An 18,381-nucleotide genomic window follows, 5' to 3' on the forward strand; every position below is an offset into this window, starting at 1 on the left:
ATAAGTCTAGTTGTTGCTGTAGACACTGGGGTGCAGGGTGCCCACGAACGGCAGGTCGCGGTAGCGCTCGGCGAAGTCGAGGCCGTAGCCGACCACGAACTCGTTCGGGATGTCGAAGCCGACGTCGAACAGGTCCAGCTTGGCCTTGACGACCTCCGGCTTGCGCAGCAGGGAGACCACCTGCAGGGACTTCGGGTTGCGGTTTTGCAGGTTGCCGATGAGCCAGGACAGGGTCAGGCCGGAGTCGATGATGTCTTCGACGATGAGCACGTCGCGATCCGCGATGTCCCGGTCCAGGTCCTTGAGGATGCGCACCACGCCAGAGGAGGAGGTGGAGTTGCCGTAGGAAGAAACAGCCATGAATTCCAGCTGGGCCGGGATGGACAGCGCCCGGGAGAAGTCCGTCAGGAAATAGGCCGCGCCCTTGAGCACGCAGACCAGCAGCAGCTCGTCCTCGGCGTCGCGGTAGTGTACGGAGACCTTGTCGGCCATTTCCTGGACGCGACGGGCGATGTTGTCTTCGGAGAGGAGGACCGCTTCCACATCGGAGCCGTACCGCTTATCCGGCACGGAGTAGTCCTTGGCCTCGTGCAGAGTCATGGTGGGGTGACCTTTCTTCTTCGCTTCTACCAGTGACAGTTTGCCACCTTGGCGCACCACTTCCAAGCTCTGCACCGCCACCGGACCCTGGCCGCGCCAGTCGGTGCACAGCTTGTCGATACCCCGGATGGCCGCCCGGCTCACCGGCACGCCGTGTGCGTTCAGCCAGCCGGCTATCGCCCGGCGCCGCTGCGGCTCGGCCAGCGCGGCCAGCTCCGCGCAGTCGTCGGTTAAGCGATCCGGGCTCAGCAGCGCGTCGTCGGCGGCGGCGTCCGCGGCCGCCTGGGCCAGCGCCGGGGTGGGATCTCCGCCGATGATGTCGCGCAGCAACGGCAGGACCTGGGTGCGGATGGCCACGCGGCGGAAGCGGGCATCGGCGTTCTGCGGATCCTGCCAGGGGGTATAGCCCAGCTCCCGGCAGGCGCCCTCGGTGTCGGCGCGGCGCACGCCCAACAGCGGACGCCAGACGTTGTTTTCCACCTTTCGCATTCCCGTCACCTTGCCACGCAGGGCCCCCAGCAGCAGGGTTTCCGCCTGGTCGTCGGCGGTGTGGGCGACCAGGACGGGCCGTTGGGCGCCCAGCGCCTGATACCGCGCGAGCCGCGCGGCGGCCTCGGTGGGCTCGGCAACCTCGACGGAGATGACCTTCCCGGCCACGCCCAACTGGCGGGCGGCCTCCACCGCGCGTTCGGAGACTTCCCGCGAGCCGGATTGCAGGCCGTGGTCGACGGAGACGGCGGTGATTTTGTTCTTGTGCTCTCCGTACTCGGCCGCCAGGGCGGCGGTGAGGGCGAATGAATCGGCCCCGCCGGACAGCCCGACGGTCACAGGGGGATAGCCCTCCACGAAGGGCCGCACCGCGGTGCGGCAGGCCAGAAAGTGCGGGGATTTCCGCGGCCAGAAGGGCTCGGTCATGGCTAGTACTGGGCCAGGATGCTGGTCAGCGCGTCCTGGTTGGCGCGGGCCGAGAGCAGCTCGCCGTCGTTGGTCAGCAGGGCGAAAGCGTAGATGCGGCCGGACTGGCCCTGGGCGGTGCCGGCCAGGGCGGCGGTGCCCGTGAGCGTGCCGGTCTTGGCGCGCACGTAGCCCTTGCCGGCGCGGTCGCCGTAGCGCTCGTAGAGGGTGCCCTCCCCGCCGGCGACCGGCAGGTAGGTCAGCAGCGGGCGCAGGCTATCGTCCTCGGCAGCGCGCTCGACCAGGTGGGCCAGCAGCTGGGCGGACAGGCGGTTATCCGGCGACAGCCCGGAATTGTCCTCCAGGTGCGCCCCGCTCAGGTCGTAGCCGGCTTCGCGCAGGACCTCGAAGGTGGCCTCGACCGCGCCGGTGAAGCTGGCCGGCTTGCCCTGGTGGAGGGCGAGCTCGCGGGCGATCGCCTCGGCGGCGACGTTGTCGGAGTGCTTGACCATCTGCTCGGCGCGCAGCGACAGCGGCTCGGATTCGATGGTGGCGGCGACCTGCGCGCCTTCTGGGGCGCTGCCTTCGCCGGCCTCCGCCCCGAGGCGATCGGCCAGCTGCTGGGCGACGTCGTGGGCGGGCTGGTGGCTGCGCGGGACGTCGCCCTCGGTGGTACCCAGGCGCCCGCCGTAGAGCATGGACGGCTGCATGGGGGCGACGTAGCCTTCGTCCACGTTGGCCGAGTCCCAACCGGCGGCCTGCTCGGGGCCGGACCAGACGGAGTTGTCGATCAGCACGCGGGAGGCGCTGCCGATTTCCTCGGCCGCGCGGTCCAGCTGCTCGTGAGTGATCCACACGTCGCCGGCGGATTTAATGATGACGTCGTCGCCGGCGCGGACGATATCGGTGCGCAGCCGCTCGTTTTCATCCAGGGCCAGGGTGGCCGCCGCCGTGGTCAGCACCTTGGTAGTCGAGGCGGGCACGAGGGCTTTGCCCGCGTCCTTTTCCCACAGCACCGCGCCATCGGTGGTGTCGATGATTTGGGCGCCGTAATTGCCCAGGTCTTCCTTGTCCAGCGCCTCGATTTCGCCGACCAGCGCGGCCGCGTCAATATCCTCCGGGGTGGCCGGGGTGAGCGCGTCGTCGGGGGCGGAGACGGCAAACGCCTCGCCGTGGTCCAAGTCGCTGTAGGCCTGCTGCACCGTGATGCCTACCGCCGCAGTCGTGCCTACCGCGGCGGCGGTGACCACCGCAGCGAGGGTCCACCACACATGTTTTGCCTTCATCGCCTAATACCCTACCCCGGGCGCACGCTAGGATGTTCACTAGAATCAATACCGGCAATTTGCATTTCTTTCATGGAGGTACAACGTGAGCGTTGAAGTAACCATCGAGATCCCGAAGGGCTCCCGCAACAAGTACGAGGTGGACCACGAGACTGGGAAGATCTACCTGGATCGCTACCTGTTCACTCCGATGGCCTACCCGGCGGACTACGGCTTCATCGACCACACCCTGGGCGAGGACGGCGATCCGCTCGACGCTCTGGTCCTGCTGCCGGAGCCGGTCTTCCCGGGCGTCATCGTGGAAGCCCGCATCGTCGGCGTGTTCAAGATGACCGACGAGGCCGGCGGGGACGACAAGCTGCTGACCGTGGTCGATGACCCGCGCTGGGAGCGCTACCAGGACATCGACGACGTCGAGCAGCACATCAAGGACGAGATCGAGCACTTCTTCACCCGCTACAAGGACCTGGAGCCGAACAAGGAGGTCACCGGTTCCGGCTGGGGCAACAAGGAAGAGGCGGAGAAGATCCACGCCGCCGCTATCGAGCGCTACCAGGGTTAGTCCTTAAACTATGCGCAACGTTAACCCGACCGAGGTCCCCGCGGGCGCCCAGCTCATCGACGTGCGGGAGGACAGCGAGTGGGCCACCGAGCACGCCGCTGGCGCCACCCACATCCCGATGGGCGGCATCATCGACCGCGTGGGCGAGCTGGATAGCGATAAGACCGTCTACGTCATCTGCCATTCCGGTGGGCGCAGCCTGCAAGTGGCCGCCTACCTGGAGCAGAACTTTGGTCTCGACACGGCGAACGTCGTCGGCGGGACCGATAACTGGAAGGCCAGCGGTTGCGAAATGGCCTAAATAGTTGGCTGACGCCAATCATTTAGGTTTTCGACCTTAGGGGCGCTACTATGATGGAATGACCTCAATACCCACCGAATTGCTAGAATCCCCGTCCTTCCAGTTGGAGCGCCTCCGCCGCCGCACCCGCGACGGCGTGGAGGCCGCCTTGTCCACCAAGCAGACCACCCTGCGCGAGTACTGGGTGCTGACCTGCTTGGTGGATTCTTCTGCCACCTCCCAGTCCTCCCTGTCCGAGCTTTTGGCTATCGATGCCTCGGATATGGTCCGCCTGCTCGACTCGCTGGAAAAGCGCGGCTGGGCCAAGCGCGAGCGCGACCCGCAGGACCGCCGCCGCCAGATCGTGGCCTCCACCAAGAAGGGTGCGAAGGCCCAGAAGGAACTGGCCCAGCTGGTCGACTCCGCCGAGGAAGAGGCCTTGGACTCTTCCACCAACAAGCAGCTCAAGCACCTGCGCAAGCTGGCCAAGTCGATCATTGCCGCGGACGAGGAAGAAGCGTAAATGGTCCCGCAGCACTACCTAGCCAGTGCCCTAGCCCCGCGCCCGCGGACTCTCTGGGACGTGCTGTGCACCACCGCTGAACTCTTCCCGGAAGCAGCGGCCATCGACGACGGCGAGGTGATGACCTACGCCGAACTCATCGACAGCGCCCGCGCCTGGGCGGCCGAGCTGGCCTCCCAGGGCATCCGCCGCGGCGACCGCATTGGCATCCGCATGACCTCGGGCCACCGAGAGCTCTACCTGGCCATCGCGTCCACCCTGGCGGTGGGCGCGGCCTACGTGCCGGTGGACGCGGACGACCCGGACGAGCGCGCCGAGATGGTCTTCGGCGAGGCCGACATCGACGGCCTGTTCACCGACGCCGGCTTCCGCCCGTTGCGCCGGGGCGAGCCCGTCCCGCTGGAGGAGCCGCAGCCGGAGGATAACGCCTGGATCATCTTCACTTCCGGCTCGACCGGCAAGCCCAAGGGCGTGGCGGTAAGCAACCGCTCTGCGGCGGCCTTCGTTGATGCGGAAGCCGCGCTCTTTTTGATCGACAACCCGCTCGGCCCGGACGACCGCGTGCTGGCGGGCCTGTCCGTGGCCTTCGACGCCTCCTGCGAGGAGATGTGGCTGGCCTGGGGCCACGGCGCCTGCCTGGTGCCGGCTCCGCGCTCGCTGGTGCGCTCCGGTATGGATCTGGGCCCCTGGCTCATCCGCCGCGACATCACCGTCGTCTCCACCGTCCCGACCCTGGCCGGCCTCTGGCCGGCAGAAGCGCTGGACCACGTGCGCCTGCTCATCGTGGGCGGCGAGGCCTGCTCGCAGGAGCTGGTCGAGCGCTTGGCGACCGCGGACCGCGAGATGTGGAATACCTACGGGCCCACCGAGGCCACCGTGGTTGCCTGCGCCGCGCAGCTTCGGCCCAGCGAGTCCGTCTCCATCGGCCTGCCGCTCAACGGCTGGGACCTGGCCGTCATCGACGGCTCCGGTAACCCGGTGGCTTACGGCGAGGTCGGCGAGCTGGTCATCGGCGGCGTGGGCCTGGCGACCTACCTGGATCCGGTCAAGGACGCGGAGAAATACGCGCCGCTGGATTCCCTGGGTTGGCAGCGCGCCTACCGCACCGGCGACCACGTGCGGCTGGAGGAAGACGGCCTCTACTTCGTGGGCCGCGTGGACGACCAGGTCAAGATCGGCGGCCGCCGCATCGAGCTCGGCGAGGTCGAGGCGAACGTCGCCGCCCTGGACAACGTCTACAACTCCGCCGTCGCCGTGCAGAAGACCCCCGGCGGCGAGTCCGTGCTGGTGGGCTACGTGAGCCTGGAAGATCCGGACCGCGGCTTCGACGAGCGCCAGGCGCACGAGCGACTAGCCGAGACCATGCCGGCGGCCCTGGTCCCGCGCATCTGCGTGATGGACAAGCTGCCGGTGCGCACCTCCGGCAAGGTGGACAAGAAGGCCCTGCCCTGGCCGCTGCCCGGCGTGGGCGTGGACAGCGCGGGCCTGACCGCCACCGAGGCCTGGCTGGCCCAGCTGTGGGTCGACGTGCTGGGGGTGTCCGTCGATAACGAGAACGCGGACTTTTTCTCCCTGGGCGGGACCTCCCTGGCGGCCGCGACCTTGGTCGGCCGGATCCGCGAGCGCTACCCCACCGTGGCCGTGCGTGATCTCTACGATCACCCGCGGCTGGGTTCGCTGGCCGAGCACCTCGCCGGCGCCGAGCCGCGCCCGGAAACCCACGAGCCGCGCTCGGTGGCCCCGGTGGGTACTGCGACCCGCGTGGCCCAGACCCTGACCAACGTCGTCGCCATGACGCTGTCCGGCATGACCTGGCTCGCCTGGCTCCTGCTGGGCTCGAACCTGGCAGCGGCGGCCGGCGTCGATTTCGCCGTGCACACCAACTGGTGGCTGGTGGCCGTCCTGCTGGTCGTCTTCGCGACCCCGTTGGGGCGCATCCCCATCGGCGCTTTGGGCGCCCGCGCGCTCACGGCCGGGATTTCCCCCGGCGACTACCCGCGCGGCGGTTCGGTGCACCTGCGTATCTGGGCCGCCGAGCGCTGGGCGGACGCCTCGGGCTCCCGCGGTATCGCGGGCGCGACCTGGGTCAACAACTACGCCCGCCTGCTGGGAGTGAAAATCGGCAAATCCGTGGACCTGCACACCCTGCCGCCCGTGACCGGCCTGCTGACGGTGGGCAAGCACGCGGCCATCGAGCCGGGCGTGGACCTGTCCGGCTACTGGGTGGACGGGGACATCGTCCACGTCGGCGCCATCGACATCAAGGAGGGCGCTCGCATCGGCGCGCGCTCGACCCTGCTGCCCGGCGCGGTCATCGGGGCTTACGCCCACGTGGAGACCGGCTCCACCGTGACCGGGGCCAAGAAAGTCAAGGCGGAGCAGCGCTGGTCCGGCTCCCCGGCGCGCAAGGTCGGCCGCTCCAAGCACCGCTTCCCCGATCACCCGCCGGCGCGGCGCTCCGGCTGGGTGCCGGTCTACGGGCTGACCTCGGTGGTGCTGTCGCTGCTGCCGATTTGCGCCCTGGCCGCCGGCGCCGCACTGGTGGTCTGGCTGGTAAACAGCCCCGGCAACCCCGCGGTCGGCGCCATGCTTTTCGCCCCGCTAGGCGGGCTGGTGGCCTTCGCGGTCTACCTGGCGCTGACCTGGGCGGGCGTGCGGCTGTTCTCGCTGGGTCTCAAGCCCGGCACGAACCCGGTGCGCTCCGCGGCCGGCTGGCGCACGTGGACCATCACCCGCCTGATGGACGACGCCCGCACCCACCTCTTCCCGCTTTATGCGGGCCAGCTGACCCCGGCCTGGCTGCGTAGCCTGGGCGCTCAGATCGGTTCCGACGTGGAGGTATCCACCGCCGTGATGGTGCCCAAGTTCGCGGAGGTCAAGGACGGTGCCTTCCTGGCCGACGACACCCTGCTGGGCGGCTACGAGCTCGGCGGCGGCTGGATGCTCACCGGCGTGTCCAAGGTGGGCAAGCGCTCCTTCCTGGGCAACTCCGGCGTGACCGGCCCGGGCCGCAAGCTGTCCAAGAACTCCTTGGTGGCCGTGCTCTCCTCGACGCCGAAGAAGTCCAAGGCCGGCGCCAACTGGTGGGGCTCCCCGCCGGAGCGCATGCGGCGGGTGGAGGCCCACGTGGAAGGCAGCAGCGGCGAGTCCCGCACCTACCGCCCGGGCACGGGCGTGAAGGTCGCCCGCGGGCTGGTGGAGACCCTCCGCCTGCTCGCCCCGATGGCCTCGGCCATGCTTGCCGCCGGCGTCCTGGCCACCCTGCTGTGGCTGCTCAAGACGGCCAACCTGGGCGTGGCGATCGCGCTGTGCGGCCTCGTCCTCATAGCGGCCGGCGCCGTCGCGGTGGCGATCGCCTGGGTGGCGAAGTGGGTCTGCGTGGGCAAACACCGCGCCGCGGATCACCCGCTGTGGTCGGCGTTCGTCTGGCTCAACGAGCTCCAGGACACCTTCGTCGAGGTCGTCGCCGCGCCGTGGTTTTTCAACCACACCACCGGCGCGGGCGAAATCAACCTGGCGCTGCGTTCGCTGGGCGTCAAGATCGGCCGCGGCGCCTGGATTGAGACCTACTGGTTCCCGGAGACGGACCTGTGCGTGGTCGGCCGCGGCGCGTCCGTGGGACCAGGCACGGTGGTCCAGACCCACCTTTTCCAGGACCGCGTGATGAGCCTGGATACCGTTACCGTCTCCGACGGGGCCACCCTGGCCGCCCACTCGGTGGCCCTTCCGGCCGCCACCATCGGCGCCGGCGCGACCGTCGCGCCCGGCTCCCTGGTCATGCGCGGCGATGCCGTGCCGAGCGACTCGGCCTGGCAGGGCAACCCAATCGAGCCGGTCGCCTAGCGCGGGAAGTCCTGGAATTTCAGCATCTTCTCGGCCTTGAAATCCCAGGCTTCCACGCGCACCCGGTCCGGGTAGACCTTCACCCGCAGGCCGGACGATGCCTCCTCCTTGTCCTTCACGATTTCCTCGTCGTGGTCGCCGTCGGGCAGGTATTCGTTGAGGATCGCCCCGGTGTTGACCACCGGGAAGGCGGCGTCTTTGTAACGGTAGGTGCCCCACCAATTGTTCTGGCGCAGCGAGGAGTGCGAGTGGCTGGTAAAGGCCACGATATTCGGGTGCCGGGCGAGCACCTCGCTGAGCGCCTCCAGATCCTCGAAGTCGTTTTGGTACCACGCCGAGTGCGACATCGACACCGTCTGCGGCAGCAGCGGGTGGGTAAACACCAGCGGGGTCACTCCCCGGCCTTCCCAGTAGGCCAGGCGGGACTCCAGCCAGTCCAGCTGTTCCTCCGAAAGACGCTGGAAGGGCTCCTTGCCGCCGCGGTCGATATCGGAGTAGTACTCCGTGTTGATAGAAATCAGCGGCACCCCGCCGGCCGTGACCTCCGCCCAGGGCTTGTCCTGCCCGGAATGCTCCAGGAAGCGCTGGAGATAAGTCTCGGAACCTTCCGGCCCGTACATCTCGTGGTTGCCGATGGTCCACAGTTCCGTGCCGGAATCATGCGGCTGCGCCCGGTGCGCGGCGAGGAAGTCGTCCCACTGCGCCTTCGAGCCGTCATCGACCAGGTCCCCGTTGATCACCAGCGCGTCCGCCTTGTCCTCCATGCCGTTGAGCTGGCGCACCGCGTCCTGGTAGTCCTCCGGGTCACCCTGCACGTCGGAGAGCACATCCACGACCGCCTGCGGCGTGCCCACCTCACCAAGCGGGCGCGTGACTTCCACGTTGTCCAGCGCCCACCACCAGTCATCGTTGCCGTTGCGGTAGACGAATTCCACCCGCATGGTCTGGGCCCCCGCCGGCACGTCGAGCTCCAGGCTCTCGTGCTTGGAGAAGACGTCCTCGGAAAAGACCGCGACCTCGCGCGCCTCGCCGCCGTCAAAGGCCACGCGCACCGTCGCCGACTGCTCCGGGGAGCCCTGCCGGTAGTGGTGGTCGAATTCCAGGTTGACGGTCTCTCCGTCCACCGGGATCTCCGGGCTGCGCAGCGCCGTGGTCATGGAATCAGTCTCGTTGAGGCGCTGCTGCTTGTTATCCACGATGGCCACGTTGCCGTGCGCCTGCGTGAACCAGTGCCGCATGTCCGTGCCGGCCGCCCAGGTCCAATCGCGGATGGTGGACAGCGCCCACCCGTTCCAGCGCGCCTCCCCGGAGCTGACCCCGGACGTAGACACCGACCAGCCCTCCGGCACGTTGTGCGTGAACTTCGCGGGATTAGGAACCGCGTCAAAGCCCTCCGACCACAGGACCCGGTCGCCGGAGTCAGCATCAGAGTCAGAAACAGAAGAAGAACTAGACGACGAGCTCAACGAAGAACCCGACGATAACGAGGATAAAGAGGATAGAGATGAAGTAGAAGACAAAGACGACTGTGCGTGCGCGACCGGAACAGAAAGGGCCGCGGTGCACAGTAGGCTTACGAAAAAACGGGAAGAGTTATTCACCCCAATAACTCTTCCCTACCCCCATCACCGCAGGGTAACGACGAGATTAACCCTTAGGAAACTTCTGTTAGTCACCGATCTGGTCGCGGCCGCGCTTGACGATGTTCTCGTCCACCTCGCCGACGACGGAGTGGTCCTTGTTCGTGTACTCGAACTTGGACAGCACGTAGCGCATGGCGTTGATGCGGGCGCGCTTCTTGTCATTCGACTTGATGGTGATCCACGGGGACTCGTCCGTATCCGTGTAGCGGAACTGCTCTTCCTTGGCGCGGGTGTAGTCATCCCACTTATCCAGGGAGGCCAGGTCCATCGGCGAGAGCTTCCACTGGCGCACCGGGTCGATCTGGCGGATGGCGAAGCGGGTGCGCTGCTCCTTCCGGGTCACGGAGAACCACAGCTTGGTCAGGGAGATGCCGGAGCCCAGGATCATGTTTTCCAGCATGGGCACCTCGCGGAGGAACTCCGCGTGCTGCGACTCGGTACAAAAGCCCATGACGCGCTCGACGCCGGAGCGGTTGTACCAGGAACGGTCGAAGAAGACGATTTCCCCGCCGGCCGGGAAGTGCTGGATATAGCGCTGGAAGTACCAGGAGGTCGACTCCCGCGGGGACGGCTTCTCCAAAGCCACCGTGCGCGCACCACGCGGGTTGAGGTGCTCGTTGAAGCGCTTAATGGTGCCGCCCTTGCCCGCGGCGTCGCGGCCCTCGAAGAGGATAATGTGGCGCTGGCCCGTCTCCTTGGTCCAGTTCTGCCACTTCAGCAGCTCGATCTGGAGCGCGCGCTTGGTGGACTCGTATTCGTCGCGGGTCATGCGCTCGTCATAAGGGTAGTTTTCCCGCCAGGTCTGGACCGGCGAGCCATCCGGCATGATCAGCGCCGGGTCGTCCTCGTCAGAGTCGTCGACGACGTAGCCGTCGGTCTGCGCCAAATCAATCTCGGGAAGTTCGTCGTCTTTGTGTTCAGCCATGTATTAAGTGTAACCTGCCTACCCCATTCTGGCGCGCCGATCTAGACATCTACTTTGCACAAAAGATCAAAAAAGACCCCGTCCGAAGACGGGGTCTCATGCCGACTGCGTCAAGCATTCAGAGCGAAGCTCTTAGGCGAACATGCCGACGAGCTTGGACAGGCCCTTGGCGAAGTCGACCAGCGGCTCCATCCACTCGGTGACGCGGAACAGGTCGGCAGCGAAAGCGGAAGAGCCCTCAGCGAAAGTCTGGAAACCCTCGTTCTCGAAAGTGTGCTCCATGATTTTTTCTCCTTAGTGAGTCGAAACAGATTGTGGGTGGGCATTCAGCCCGTGGTTAGTGGCCGTCTGTGCCACTAACCGATGGAATTACTTAGGCAGCAGCCTCGGCAGCCTTCTCGTTAGCGTCGATCAGGGCGTCGGTCTTCGGGAAGAAGTCAGAGCTGCCCAGGTTCTCGCGGCCCAGGAAGTTGACCAGGCGGGCCAGGCCGTCGAAGATTCCTTCAACGTTGCCGAACAGCTTGCCCCAGCCTTCCCAGGTGTCAACGAAGTTGTCGATGTGAGTCTGGATGAGAGAGAGATCCATATTGAACTCCTAATCTAGTTCCGACTTACGCCGGAGAGGGTTTGCGGTTTTGCAGACACCCTACGGGCGTCACACGAAGTAATTTTGCCACAATATTTTCGGACGTCAACCGGAGCGTGTCTTCATAATTTATTCAACACCAAAAACTCACGTCACACTCGACACTCGATACACAGGCGGTTCAGGTGTGTCACCCCCGCTTTTCCTGCGGTTTTGCCGCAAAATTCCGGATATTTTGTTATTTAGACTTAGCCACGTAACGGACATTTGTTTCGTCGCGATAAACTCGACCGACTTTCAAAGGTGCTAGTGTCAGAATCCCTTAGGTCTCTACCCCAATTTGGGGGCGGGTTCGGGCTCTCGCTTCGAGCTTTTCTGCAGGCTACACCTTAAGTCTGAACAACTCTTAAACGGGCGCTGCGAAGCCCTTAGATGCGCGGAAGGCCGCCTCCCTCATAGGGAGGCGGCCTTAGCGGTTTAGGGTTGCTGGTCGGCTTAGAAGCCGCCCATGCCACCCATGGCATCGGCAGCAGCAGCTGCGTCGCCAGCACCGGCCGGCTGCGGCTTGTCAGCCACGACGGCCTCGGTGGTCAGGAACAGGGCGGCAATGGAGGCCGCGTTCTGCAGGGCGGAACGGGTGACCTTCACCGGGTCGTTGATGCCCTTCTCCATCAGGTTGACGTACTCGCCGGTGGAGGCGTCCAGGCCCTCACCAGCCGGCAGGGAAGCAACCTTGTCGGCCACCACACCCGGCTCCAGGCCGGCGTTGTGGGCGATCTGCTTCAGCGGAGCGGACAGGGCCTCGCGGACGATCTTGACGCCGGTGGCCTCGTCGCCGGTCAGGTCGGACAGGCTGTCCAGGGCGGAAGCGGCCTGCAGCAGGGCCACGCCGCCGCCGGCGACGATGCCCTCCTCGACGGCTGCCTTAGCGTTGCGGACAGCGTCCTCGATGCGGTGCTTGCGCTCCTTGAGCTCGACCTCGGTGGCCGCACCGACCTTCAGGACGGCCACGCCGCCGGACAGCTTGGCCAGGCGCTCCTGCAGCTTCTCGCGGTCGTAGTCGGAGTCGGAGTTCTCGATCTCGGCACGGATCTGCTTGATGCGGCCGTCGATCTGCTCCTGGGCGCCGGCGCCCTGCACGATGGTGGTGTCGTCCTTGGTGACAACCACCTTGCGGGCCTGGCCCAGCAGCGGCAGGTCGGCGGTCTCCAGGGACAGGCCGACCTCTTCAGAGATGACCTGGCCGCCGGTCAGGATAGCCATGTCCTGCAGGGTGGCCTTGCGGCGGTCGCCGAAGCCCGGGGCCTTGACGGCGACGGACTTGAAGGTCCCGCGAATCTTGTTGACCACCAGGGTGGACAGGGCCTCACCCTCGACGTCCTCAGCGATGATCAGCAGCGGCTTGCCGGACTGCATGACCTTCTCCAGCAGCGGGACCAGGTCCTTAATGTTGGAGATCTTGGAGGAGACCAGCAGGATGTACGGATCCTCCAGGACGGCCTCCTGGCGCTCCATGTCGGTGGCGAAGTAGCCGGAGATGTAGCCCTTGTCGAAGCGCATACCTTCGGTGACCTCCAGGTCCACGCCGAAGGTGTTGGACTCTTCCACGGTAATGACGGAGTCCTTGTTCACCTGGCCGTTGCCCACGGTGTACATGGCCTCGGCGATCTTCTCGCCGATAGCCGGGTCTGCAGCGGAGATGCCAGCGGTGGTAGCGATCTGCTCCTGGGTCTCGACCTCCTTGGCCGAGGACAGCAGGGAGTCGACGACGGCCTTGGTGGCGGACTCAATGCCGCGCTTGATGCCCATCGGGTTGGAGCCAGCAGCGACGTTGCGCAGGCCCTCGCGAACCAGGGCCTGAGCCAGGACGGTAGCGGTGGTGGTGCCGTCGCCGGCCACATCGTCAGTCTTCTTCGCTACTTCCTTGACCAGCTCGGCACCGATCTTTTCGTAAGCATCTTCGAGCTCAATCTCGCGTGCGATGGAAACGCCATCGTTGGTAATGGTCGGAGCGCCCCAGGATTTCTCCAACACAACGTTGCGGCCCTTCGGGCCCAGGGTGACCTTGACGGCGTCGGCCAGGGTATTCAGGCCGCTTTCCAGGCCGCGGCGGGCCTCTTCATCGAAGGCGATAATCTTTGCCATGGTGTTTGTGCTCCTCGTTTATTAGATAGGACGACACTCACGTCAGTGCTTGCATGGACGCCCGCGACGGCATGATTGGCGAGTGTTAGACCAACCTCAACCATGCAAACCAAGATTTCTAGCACTCGCCTTCTGCAAGTGCTAAAGACCATTCTGGCACTCGGGACCCCCGAGTGCAAGGACGCCACCTACCACGAGCTGCCCGAGCTCAGGCTGCTCGAGTTTGAGCGGCTCGAGCCTTCATCCGGTTTCGCCTCGTCTACCGTGCTGAGGTAGTCCGGCAGAGCCTTCGGCGCATCCAGGGGTTGCTTAGCCGGGGCCATGTCCAGGCCCAAGTCCTTGGCGAAGATGACGCGGGGGGATTCGTAGACCTCCGGGGCGTCCAGGTTCAGCTCGAAGACCCGCGCGCCGCGCAGGGTGTGCATGGCCAGCGTGCCGTCCCGCAGGCCGTAGGGGCCGAAGCCGGTGCCCGGCGCGTAGCCGAGTTCCACGCCGAAGTAGTTGCCCTTATACGTATTGATGTGGTCGTGGCCGCAGTAGATGCCCTTGACGTCCCCGCGGTTGGCCACCGCGGCGTAGATGCCGGAGTTGAACGCGCCCTTGTAGACGTCCTCGTTCTTCTCCCCGACAATCTGGTGGCGCTGCTTGGCCTTCCCATGGTCGATCAGGGAATTCTTGTCCGGGCCGCCGAACCACATATCGCGGTGCTCGTAGGTGGGGATGTGGAAATACATCAAACCGGGGACCACGGCGCCCGCCTGGGCCTCCAGCTTCCGGGAGTTGTCCTCGTACCAACGGATCTGGGCCGGGCGGAGATAGTCGTAGCCCGGCAGATCCTCCACCGACTGGCCGGCGACTTCCTCCCCCAGGTACGCGCCCGAGTCCAGCAGCCAGAGCGCAAACGCCGGTATCTCCCCGTCCAGGATGGGAATCAGCGTATTCGAAACACCGTAGCCCTCCCCCGTGGCCGGCGCGTTGTGGTTATGGCGGTACTGCCTGACAAAGCGGGTCATCTCCGGCTTCCGCACGGTCACCGCCGCGGCTTCCTCGGCTGGGTCCTCGTCATGGTTGCCGAAGGTCACCGCCCACGCGATGCCGCGCTCTTCCATGGGCAAGACCACGTTGTTGATGGCCTGGTAGACCTGCTCGTTAGTGGTCGGCCCGGCCGCGATGACGTCACCGTTGATCAGGGCGAAATCGGGTTTCTCGGAAACCAGGACCTTCTCCATGAACTCGATGGTCCGGCGGTCGGTGAGGTGGTCGTCCTGCGTGTCGTTGAACTGGATGACCTTAAAGCGGCGCTCGGCGTTGAAGCGCAGGGCATGCGGCGCTGGGGCCGCGACGGCGGCCGGCTGGTGGGCCGCGGCGGCGGCCATCCCCAGCGCGCCGGTGGCGGCAAAAAGTGTACGGCGGTTAAAAGGGCTCACGGGTTTTTCTCCTCTTATATACGGATGCAAAAGCAGAGCCTACGCAGTGGAGATAACCCGTGAGTTAATACTGCGTAAACTCTGCTTATAATTCCGCCAGCGTGCCTTTAGGCCTCCTGCGACTTCTTCGCGGTGTAGCGGTAGACAAAGGCGAGCACGACCACGAAGAGGATGGCGCCGACCCAGTTGGCGGCGGGGCCGCCGTCGAAGATCTCCAGCGGGCTGTCGCCGCCGGAGGCGGCGATGATGGCCGCGTTGACCACGCCGAACAGGGACTCACCGACGATGAGGCCGGTGGCGGCCAGGGTGCCCAGCCGCTTCTTGGCCTCCGCGCCGTTTTGCTTGGCGGCCCAGCGGTTGTAGAAATAGCCCAGCAGCGCGCCGATCGGGATGGTTACCGAGAGCGTGGCCGGCAGGTACATACCCATGCCGGCGGCCAGCGGCGACAGGGACTTGTTCGCGGTGGTGCGCTGCAGGGTCTCGTCGATAGCGATCAGGATGGCGCCGATGCCGGCCCCTAGGAAGATGAGGTTCCAGTCCAGGGAGCTGTCGAAAATTCCGGAGGCGACCGAGGACATCAGGGCGGCCTGCGGGGCGGCCAGCGCGTCTTCGCCGGCGCCTTCCATGCCCTGGAAGCCGAAGCCGGTCAGCATGACCTGCAGGATGGGCGGGATGACCAGCGAACCGAAGACGACACCGATGACCAGCGCGACCTGCTGCTTCCACGGGGTGGCGCCGACCAGCTGGCCGGTCTTCAGATCCTGCAGGTTATCGTTGGAAATCGTGGCGATGCCGAAGACGATCGCGGCGGTAAACAGGGTATACGCCACCAGGGAGAGCGGATCCGCGCTGGTGCCCCGGGTCACGGCGGCGATGATCAGGGAGGCCGCCAGCACCGCGATGATGCCGATGGACGAGATGGGCGAGTTCGACGCGCCGATGAGGCCGGCCATGTAACCGCAGACCGAGGCGATGATCAGGCCGGCCAGCAGCGTAAAGAGAACGGAGACGGTGATCAGCACGCCCATGTGCTCGTGGATGTCGGTGCCCTGCACGAAGTCCCACAGCAGCAGGCCGATGGGCAGCATCAGCACCACGATGGTGGTGGCCACGTATGGGAAGGGGATATCGCGCTCGGTGACGTCGACTGCCTGGCCCGCCTTGCGCAGGCGGGAGGAGGCGAGGCTTTCGCCGATGCCCTTGACGATGGGCCCGATGATCTTCAGCAGCGTCCAGATGGCGGCGATCGCCATCGCGCCGACGCCGATGAAGCGGATCTCGTCCGAGAAGACGGTGTCCACCACGTCCGGCAGGCTGGCCACGGCCGCAACGTCCCCGGTCTTCCAGGGCAGCAGGATGAAATAGGAGATGCCGACGCCGACCAGCATGGCGATACCCACGGGCAAGCCCACTAGGTGGCCGACGCCGATAAGCGCCGGCGAGAGGCTCATGCCCAGGGTGGTCGCGCCCGCTCCCAGCTTGAAATAGCTACCCAGCGAGGAGGCGGCGGCCTTCATTGCCGCCAGCAGGCTCATCCCCGCGGAGACGAGGCCGCCGACCAGGATGACGCGCAGGCCGCGGGCGTTTTCGGCATGGTTGCCGTTGTCGTCGCCGACCTTGAGCACCTCAGCCGCGGCGACACCCTCCGGGTACGGCAGGTCGGACCCGGTGACCAGGGCGCGGCGCAGCGGGATCGAGTACATGACGCCCAGGATGCCGCCGATGGCGCAGACCGCGGCGGTCTCCAGGAAGGAAAAACCAGTCCAGTAGCCGACCATGACCAGGCCGGGCAGCACGAAGATGATGGCCGACAGGGTGCCGGCCGCCGAGGCGATGGTCTGGACGATGTTGTTTTCTTTAATGTTGTGCCCGGCGAATTTGCGCAGGATAGCCATGGAAATCACGGCGGCCGGGATGGAGGTGGCAAACGTCAGCCCCACCTTCAGGCCGAGGTAAACGTTGGCGGCAGTAAAGACTAGGGTGATCAGCCCGCCGATGATGATGCCGCGGAGGGTAAGCTCGCGCAGGCTCGCCTGTGAACCGGCGGCGGTTTCCGTTGTCGCCATGCCAGGTCCTTTCTAGCTAGTATGGAGGTTTTTCGCCCGCGCCCGTGGGTTCTGCGGTTAGAAGCTGACAGGGTCAGTTCCTTAAGCAGGCAGTTTCCCGGTTGCGAGATAACGAAATTCTAGTACTTGACAGGTCGATTCCCTAAACGAGCCTCCCAGTAGGCGGGACGGGTAGTTTAGAGGGCATGACCGAAAACATTTCCGCACAGCAAGCATTCGAATTCGTCACCGGCGACCGCGAGCAGATCTTTAAGCAGCTTTCCGAGCTGGTCGGCTTCAACTCCGTCCACGGGGATCCGGAGCTTAAAGACCAGACCGAGAAGGCCGCCGCGTGGGCTGCCAACGCCCTGCGCGAGCTGGGCGCCGAGGTGGAAGAGATTTCCGCGGTGGACGGCTCCACCGCCGTGGTCGGCACCCGCGCCGGCAAGGAGGGCGCGCCGACGGTGCTGCTCTACTCCCACTCCGACGTCGTGCCGGCCGGCGACCCCGCCGGCTGGGATTCCGATCCCTTCACCCTGACCGAGCGCGACGGCCGCTGGTACGGCCGCGGCGCCGCCGACTGCAAGGGCAACGTCGCCATGCACCTGGCGGCCCTGCGCGCCGTCGAGGCCCTGGGCGGGACCGACCTGAACCTGAAGTTCCTCATCGAGGGCTCCGAGGAGCAGGGCGGCGAGGGCCTGTCCCACCTCATCGAGACCCGCCCGGAGCTTTTTGCCGCCGACGCGATCATGATCGCCGACGCCGGCAACGTGAAGGTCGGCCAGCCGACGCTGACGACTTCCCTGCGCGGCGGCGGCCAGATCGTGGTCCGCGTGGACACGCTGTCCTCCCCGGTGCACTCCGGCCAGTTCGGCGGCGCCGCCCCAGACGCGGTCAAGGCCCTGATGCGCGCCATCGACTCGCTCAGCGACGAGCAGGGCCGCCTGGTCATCGACGGCGTCGACACCCGCGCCAAGTGGGAGGGCCGGGAGTACTCCCGCGAGGACTACCGCGCGGACGCGCAGCTGCTGGACGGCGTGGACATCCTGGGTGACGAGACCGACGCCGTGGCCGACTTCCTCTGGGCCCGCCCGGCCGTGAGCGTGACCGGCTTTACCTCCACCCCGGTCGCCGAGGCCGTCAACGCCGTGCCGGCGACCGCGCAGGCCAACCTGAACGTGCGCGTGCCGGCCGATATGGACCCGCGCGAGGTCATCGACGGCATCGTCAGCCACCTTAAGGCCCACACCCCGTGGGGCGCGCATATCAGCTGCGAGGTCCCGGAGGTCAACCGCGGGTTTACCACCGATCCGACCAAGCCAGCCCTGGCCACCCTGGGCGAGTGCCTGGGGGCCGCCTACGGCGCGGAAGTCGCGCAGGTCGGCATGGGCGGTTCCATCCCGCTGACCGTGGAGCTGCAGGAGGCCCACCCGAACGCGGAGATCGCGCTGTACGGCGTCGAGGATCCGCAGGCGGCCATCCACTCCGCTAACGAGTCCGTGGACCCGACGGAGATTGAGCGCATCGCCACCGCCGAGGCGCTGTTCCTGCTGCGCTACGGCAAATAAACCCCCGCTGGCACCGCCAACTGACCCCATATAATACTGAGTGGAAAAATTTAG

The 18,381-nt window shown here is 66.1% G+C and carries 14 protein-coding genes and 1 pseudogene; 5 read left to right on the top strand and 10 right to left on the bottom strand.

Annotated elements, in window-relative coordinates; translation table 11 throughout:
• Positions 1-6 precede the first annotated feature (6 nt).
• The 3 genes and pseudogenes from hpt to dacB form a co-directional block, all read right to left on the bottom strand.
• Complete coding sequence (gene hpt, locus VVR85_RS05205) at positions 7-594, bottom strand: hypoxanthine phosphoribosyltransferase (RefSeq protein ID WP_368520042.1); 588 nt, start codon at positions 592-594, stop codon at positions 7-9.
• A gap of 36 nt (positions 595-630) precedes the next feature.
• Positions 631-1,515: pseudogene (gene tilS / locus VVR85_RS05210) on the bottom strand (tRNA lysidine(34) synthetase TilS); the annotation flags it as partial.
• A gap of 2 nt (positions 1,516-1,517) precedes the next feature.
• Positions 1,518-2,780, bottom strand: coding sequence for a D-alanyl-D-alanine carboxypeptidase/D-alanyl-D-alanine-endopeptidase (dacB, locus tag VVR85_RS05215; RefSeq protein ID WP_368519888.1), 1,263 nt, complete (start codon positions 2,778-2,780; stop codon positions 1,518-1,520).
• 85 nt (positions 2,781-2,865) lie between these two features.
• On the opposite strand from dacB, the gene VVR85_RS05220 reads away from it, so the two are divergent.
• The 4 genes from VVR85_RS05220 to VVR85_RS05235 are packed head-to-tail and all read left to right on the top strand — an operon-like array spanning position 2,866 to position 7,988.
• Entirely contained in the window at positions 2,866-3,342 is a 477-nt protein-coding gene (locus tag VVR85_RS05220) for an inorganic diphosphatase (RefSeq protein ID WP_368519889.1), read from the top strand.
• 10 nt (positions 3,343-3,352) lie between these two features.
• Complete coding sequence (locus VVR85_RS05225; protein WP_368519890.1) at positions 3,353-3,643, top strand: rhodanese-like domain-containing protein; 291 nt, start codon at positions 3,353-3,355, stop codon at positions 3,641-3,643.
• Positions 3,644-3,701: 58 nt separating this feature from the next.
• Entirely contained in the window at positions 3,702-4,145 is a 444-nt protein-coding gene (locus VVR85_RS05230) for a MarR family winged helix-turn-helix transcriptional regulator (protein ID WP_368519891.1), read from the top strand.
• Entirely contained in the window at positions 4,146-7,988 is a 3,843-nt protein-coding gene (locus VVR85_RS05235) for a Pls/PosA family non-ribosomal peptide synthetase (protein ID WP_368519892.1), read from the top strand. It abuts the gene before it with no gap.
• Here VVR85_RS05235 and VVR85_RS05240 read toward each other — a convergent pair.
• The 7 genes from VVR85_RS05240 to VVR85_RS05270 form a co-directional block, all read right to left on the bottom strand.
• Positions 7,985-9,454, bottom strand: a complete 1,470-nt coding sequence (locus tag VVR85_RS05240; RefSeq protein ID WP_368519893.1) for a metallophosphoesterase — start codon at positions 9,452-9,454, stop codon at positions 7,985-7,987. The two genes, VVR85_RS05235 and VVR85_RS05240, sit on opposite strands and share 4 nt — an antisense overlap.
• A gap of 202 nt (positions 9,455-9,656) precedes the next feature.
• The gene (gene ppk2 / locus VVR85_RS05245; RefSeq protein WP_070768679.1) at positions 9,657-10,556 is read right to left on the bottom strand and encodes a polyphosphate kinase 2; all 900 of its coding nucleotides are present in this window, start codon (positions 10,554-10,556) and stop codon (positions 9,657-9,659) included.
• 132 nt (positions 10,557-10,688) lie between these two features.
• Positions 10,689-10,838: a hypothetical protein gene (locus tag VVR85_RS05250; RefSeq protein WP_368519894.1), complete on the bottom strand. Its 150-nt coding sequence runs from the start codon at positions 10,836-10,838 to the stop codon at positions 10,689-10,691.
• A 91-nt stretch (positions 10,839-10,929) separates the two neighbouring features.
• Entirely contained in the window at positions 10,930-11,142 is a 213-nt protein-coding gene (locus VVR85_RS05255; protein ID WP_368519895.1) for a hypothetical protein, read from the bottom strand.
• A 495-nt stretch (positions 11,143-11,637) separates the two neighbouring features.
• Entirely contained in the window at positions 11,638-13,287 is a 1,650-nt protein-coding gene (groL, locus tag VVR85_RS05260) for a chaperonin GroEL (RefSeq protein WP_368519896.1), read from the bottom strand.
• A gap of 188 nt (positions 13,288-13,475) precedes the next feature.
• Positions 13,476-14,714, bottom strand: a complete 1,239-nt coding sequence (locus VVR85_RS05265) for a metallophosphoesterase family protein (protein WP_368519897.1) — start codon at positions 14,712-14,714, stop codon at positions 13,476-13,478.
• Positions 14,715-14,821: 107 nt separating this feature from the next.
• Entirely contained in the window at positions 14,822-16,780 is a 1,959-nt protein-coding gene (locus VVR85_RS05270; RefSeq protein WP_368519898.1) for an OPT family oligopeptide transporter, read from the bottom strand.
• 185 nt (positions 16,781-16,965) lie between these two features.
• Here VVR85_RS05270 and VVR85_RS05275 point away from each other — a divergent pair, with 185 nt between their 5' ends.
• The gene (locus tag VVR85_RS05275; protein ID WP_368519899.1) at positions 16,966-18,327 is read left to right on the top strand and encodes a dipeptidase; all 1,362 of its coding nucleotides are present in this window, start codon (positions 16,966-16,968) and stop codon (positions 18,325-18,327) included.
• Positions 18,328-18,381: the final 54 nt, after the last annotated feature.

Source organism: Corynebacterium sp. LK2590 (assembly GCF_040946105.1).
In the GTDB taxonomy this organism is placed as follows: Bacteria; Actinomycetota; Actinomycetes; order Mycobacteriales; family Mycobacteriaceae; genus Corynebacterium.

Coding starts and splice junctions, on each gene's coding strand:
- VVR85_RS05230 (WP_368519891.1), top strand. CDS start 3,702: ATGACCTCAATACCCACCGAATTGCTAGAATCCCCGTCCTTCCAGTTG.
- VVR85_RS05250 (WP_368519894.1), bottom strand. CDS start 10,838: ATGGAGCACACTTTCGAGAACGAGGGTTTCCAGACTTTCGCTGAGGGC.
- VVR85_RS05255 (WP_368519895.1), bottom strand. CDS start 11,142: ATGGATCTCTCTCTCATCCAGACTCACATCGACAACTTCGTTGACACC.
- VVR85_RS05270 (WP_368519898.1), bottom strand. CDS start 16,780: ATGGCGACAACGGAAACCGCCGCCGGTTCACAGGCGAGCCTGCGCGAG.
- VVR85_RS05275 (WP_368519899.1), top strand. CDS start 16,966: ATGACCGAAAACATTTCCGCACAGCAAGCATTCGAATTCGTCACCGGC.
- dacB (WP_368519888.1), bottom strand. CDS start 2,780: ATGAAGGCAAAACATGTGTGGTGGACCCTCGCTGCGGTGGTCACCGCC.
- groL (WP_368519896.1), bottom strand. CDS start 13,287: ATGGCAAAGATTATCGCCTTCGATGAAGAGGCCCGCCGCGGCCTGGAA.
- VVR85_RS05235 (WP_368519892.1), top strand. CDS start 4,146: ATGGTCCCGCAGCACTACCTAGCCAGTGCCCTAGCCCCGCGCCCGCGG.
- VVR85_RS05225 (WP_368519890.1), top strand. CDS start 3,353: ATGCGCAACGTTAACCCGACCGAGGTCCCCGCGGGCGCCCAGCTCATC.
- ppk2 (WP_070768679.1), bottom strand. CDS start 10,556: ATGGCTGAACACAAAGACGACGAACTTCCCGAGATTGATTTGGCGCAG.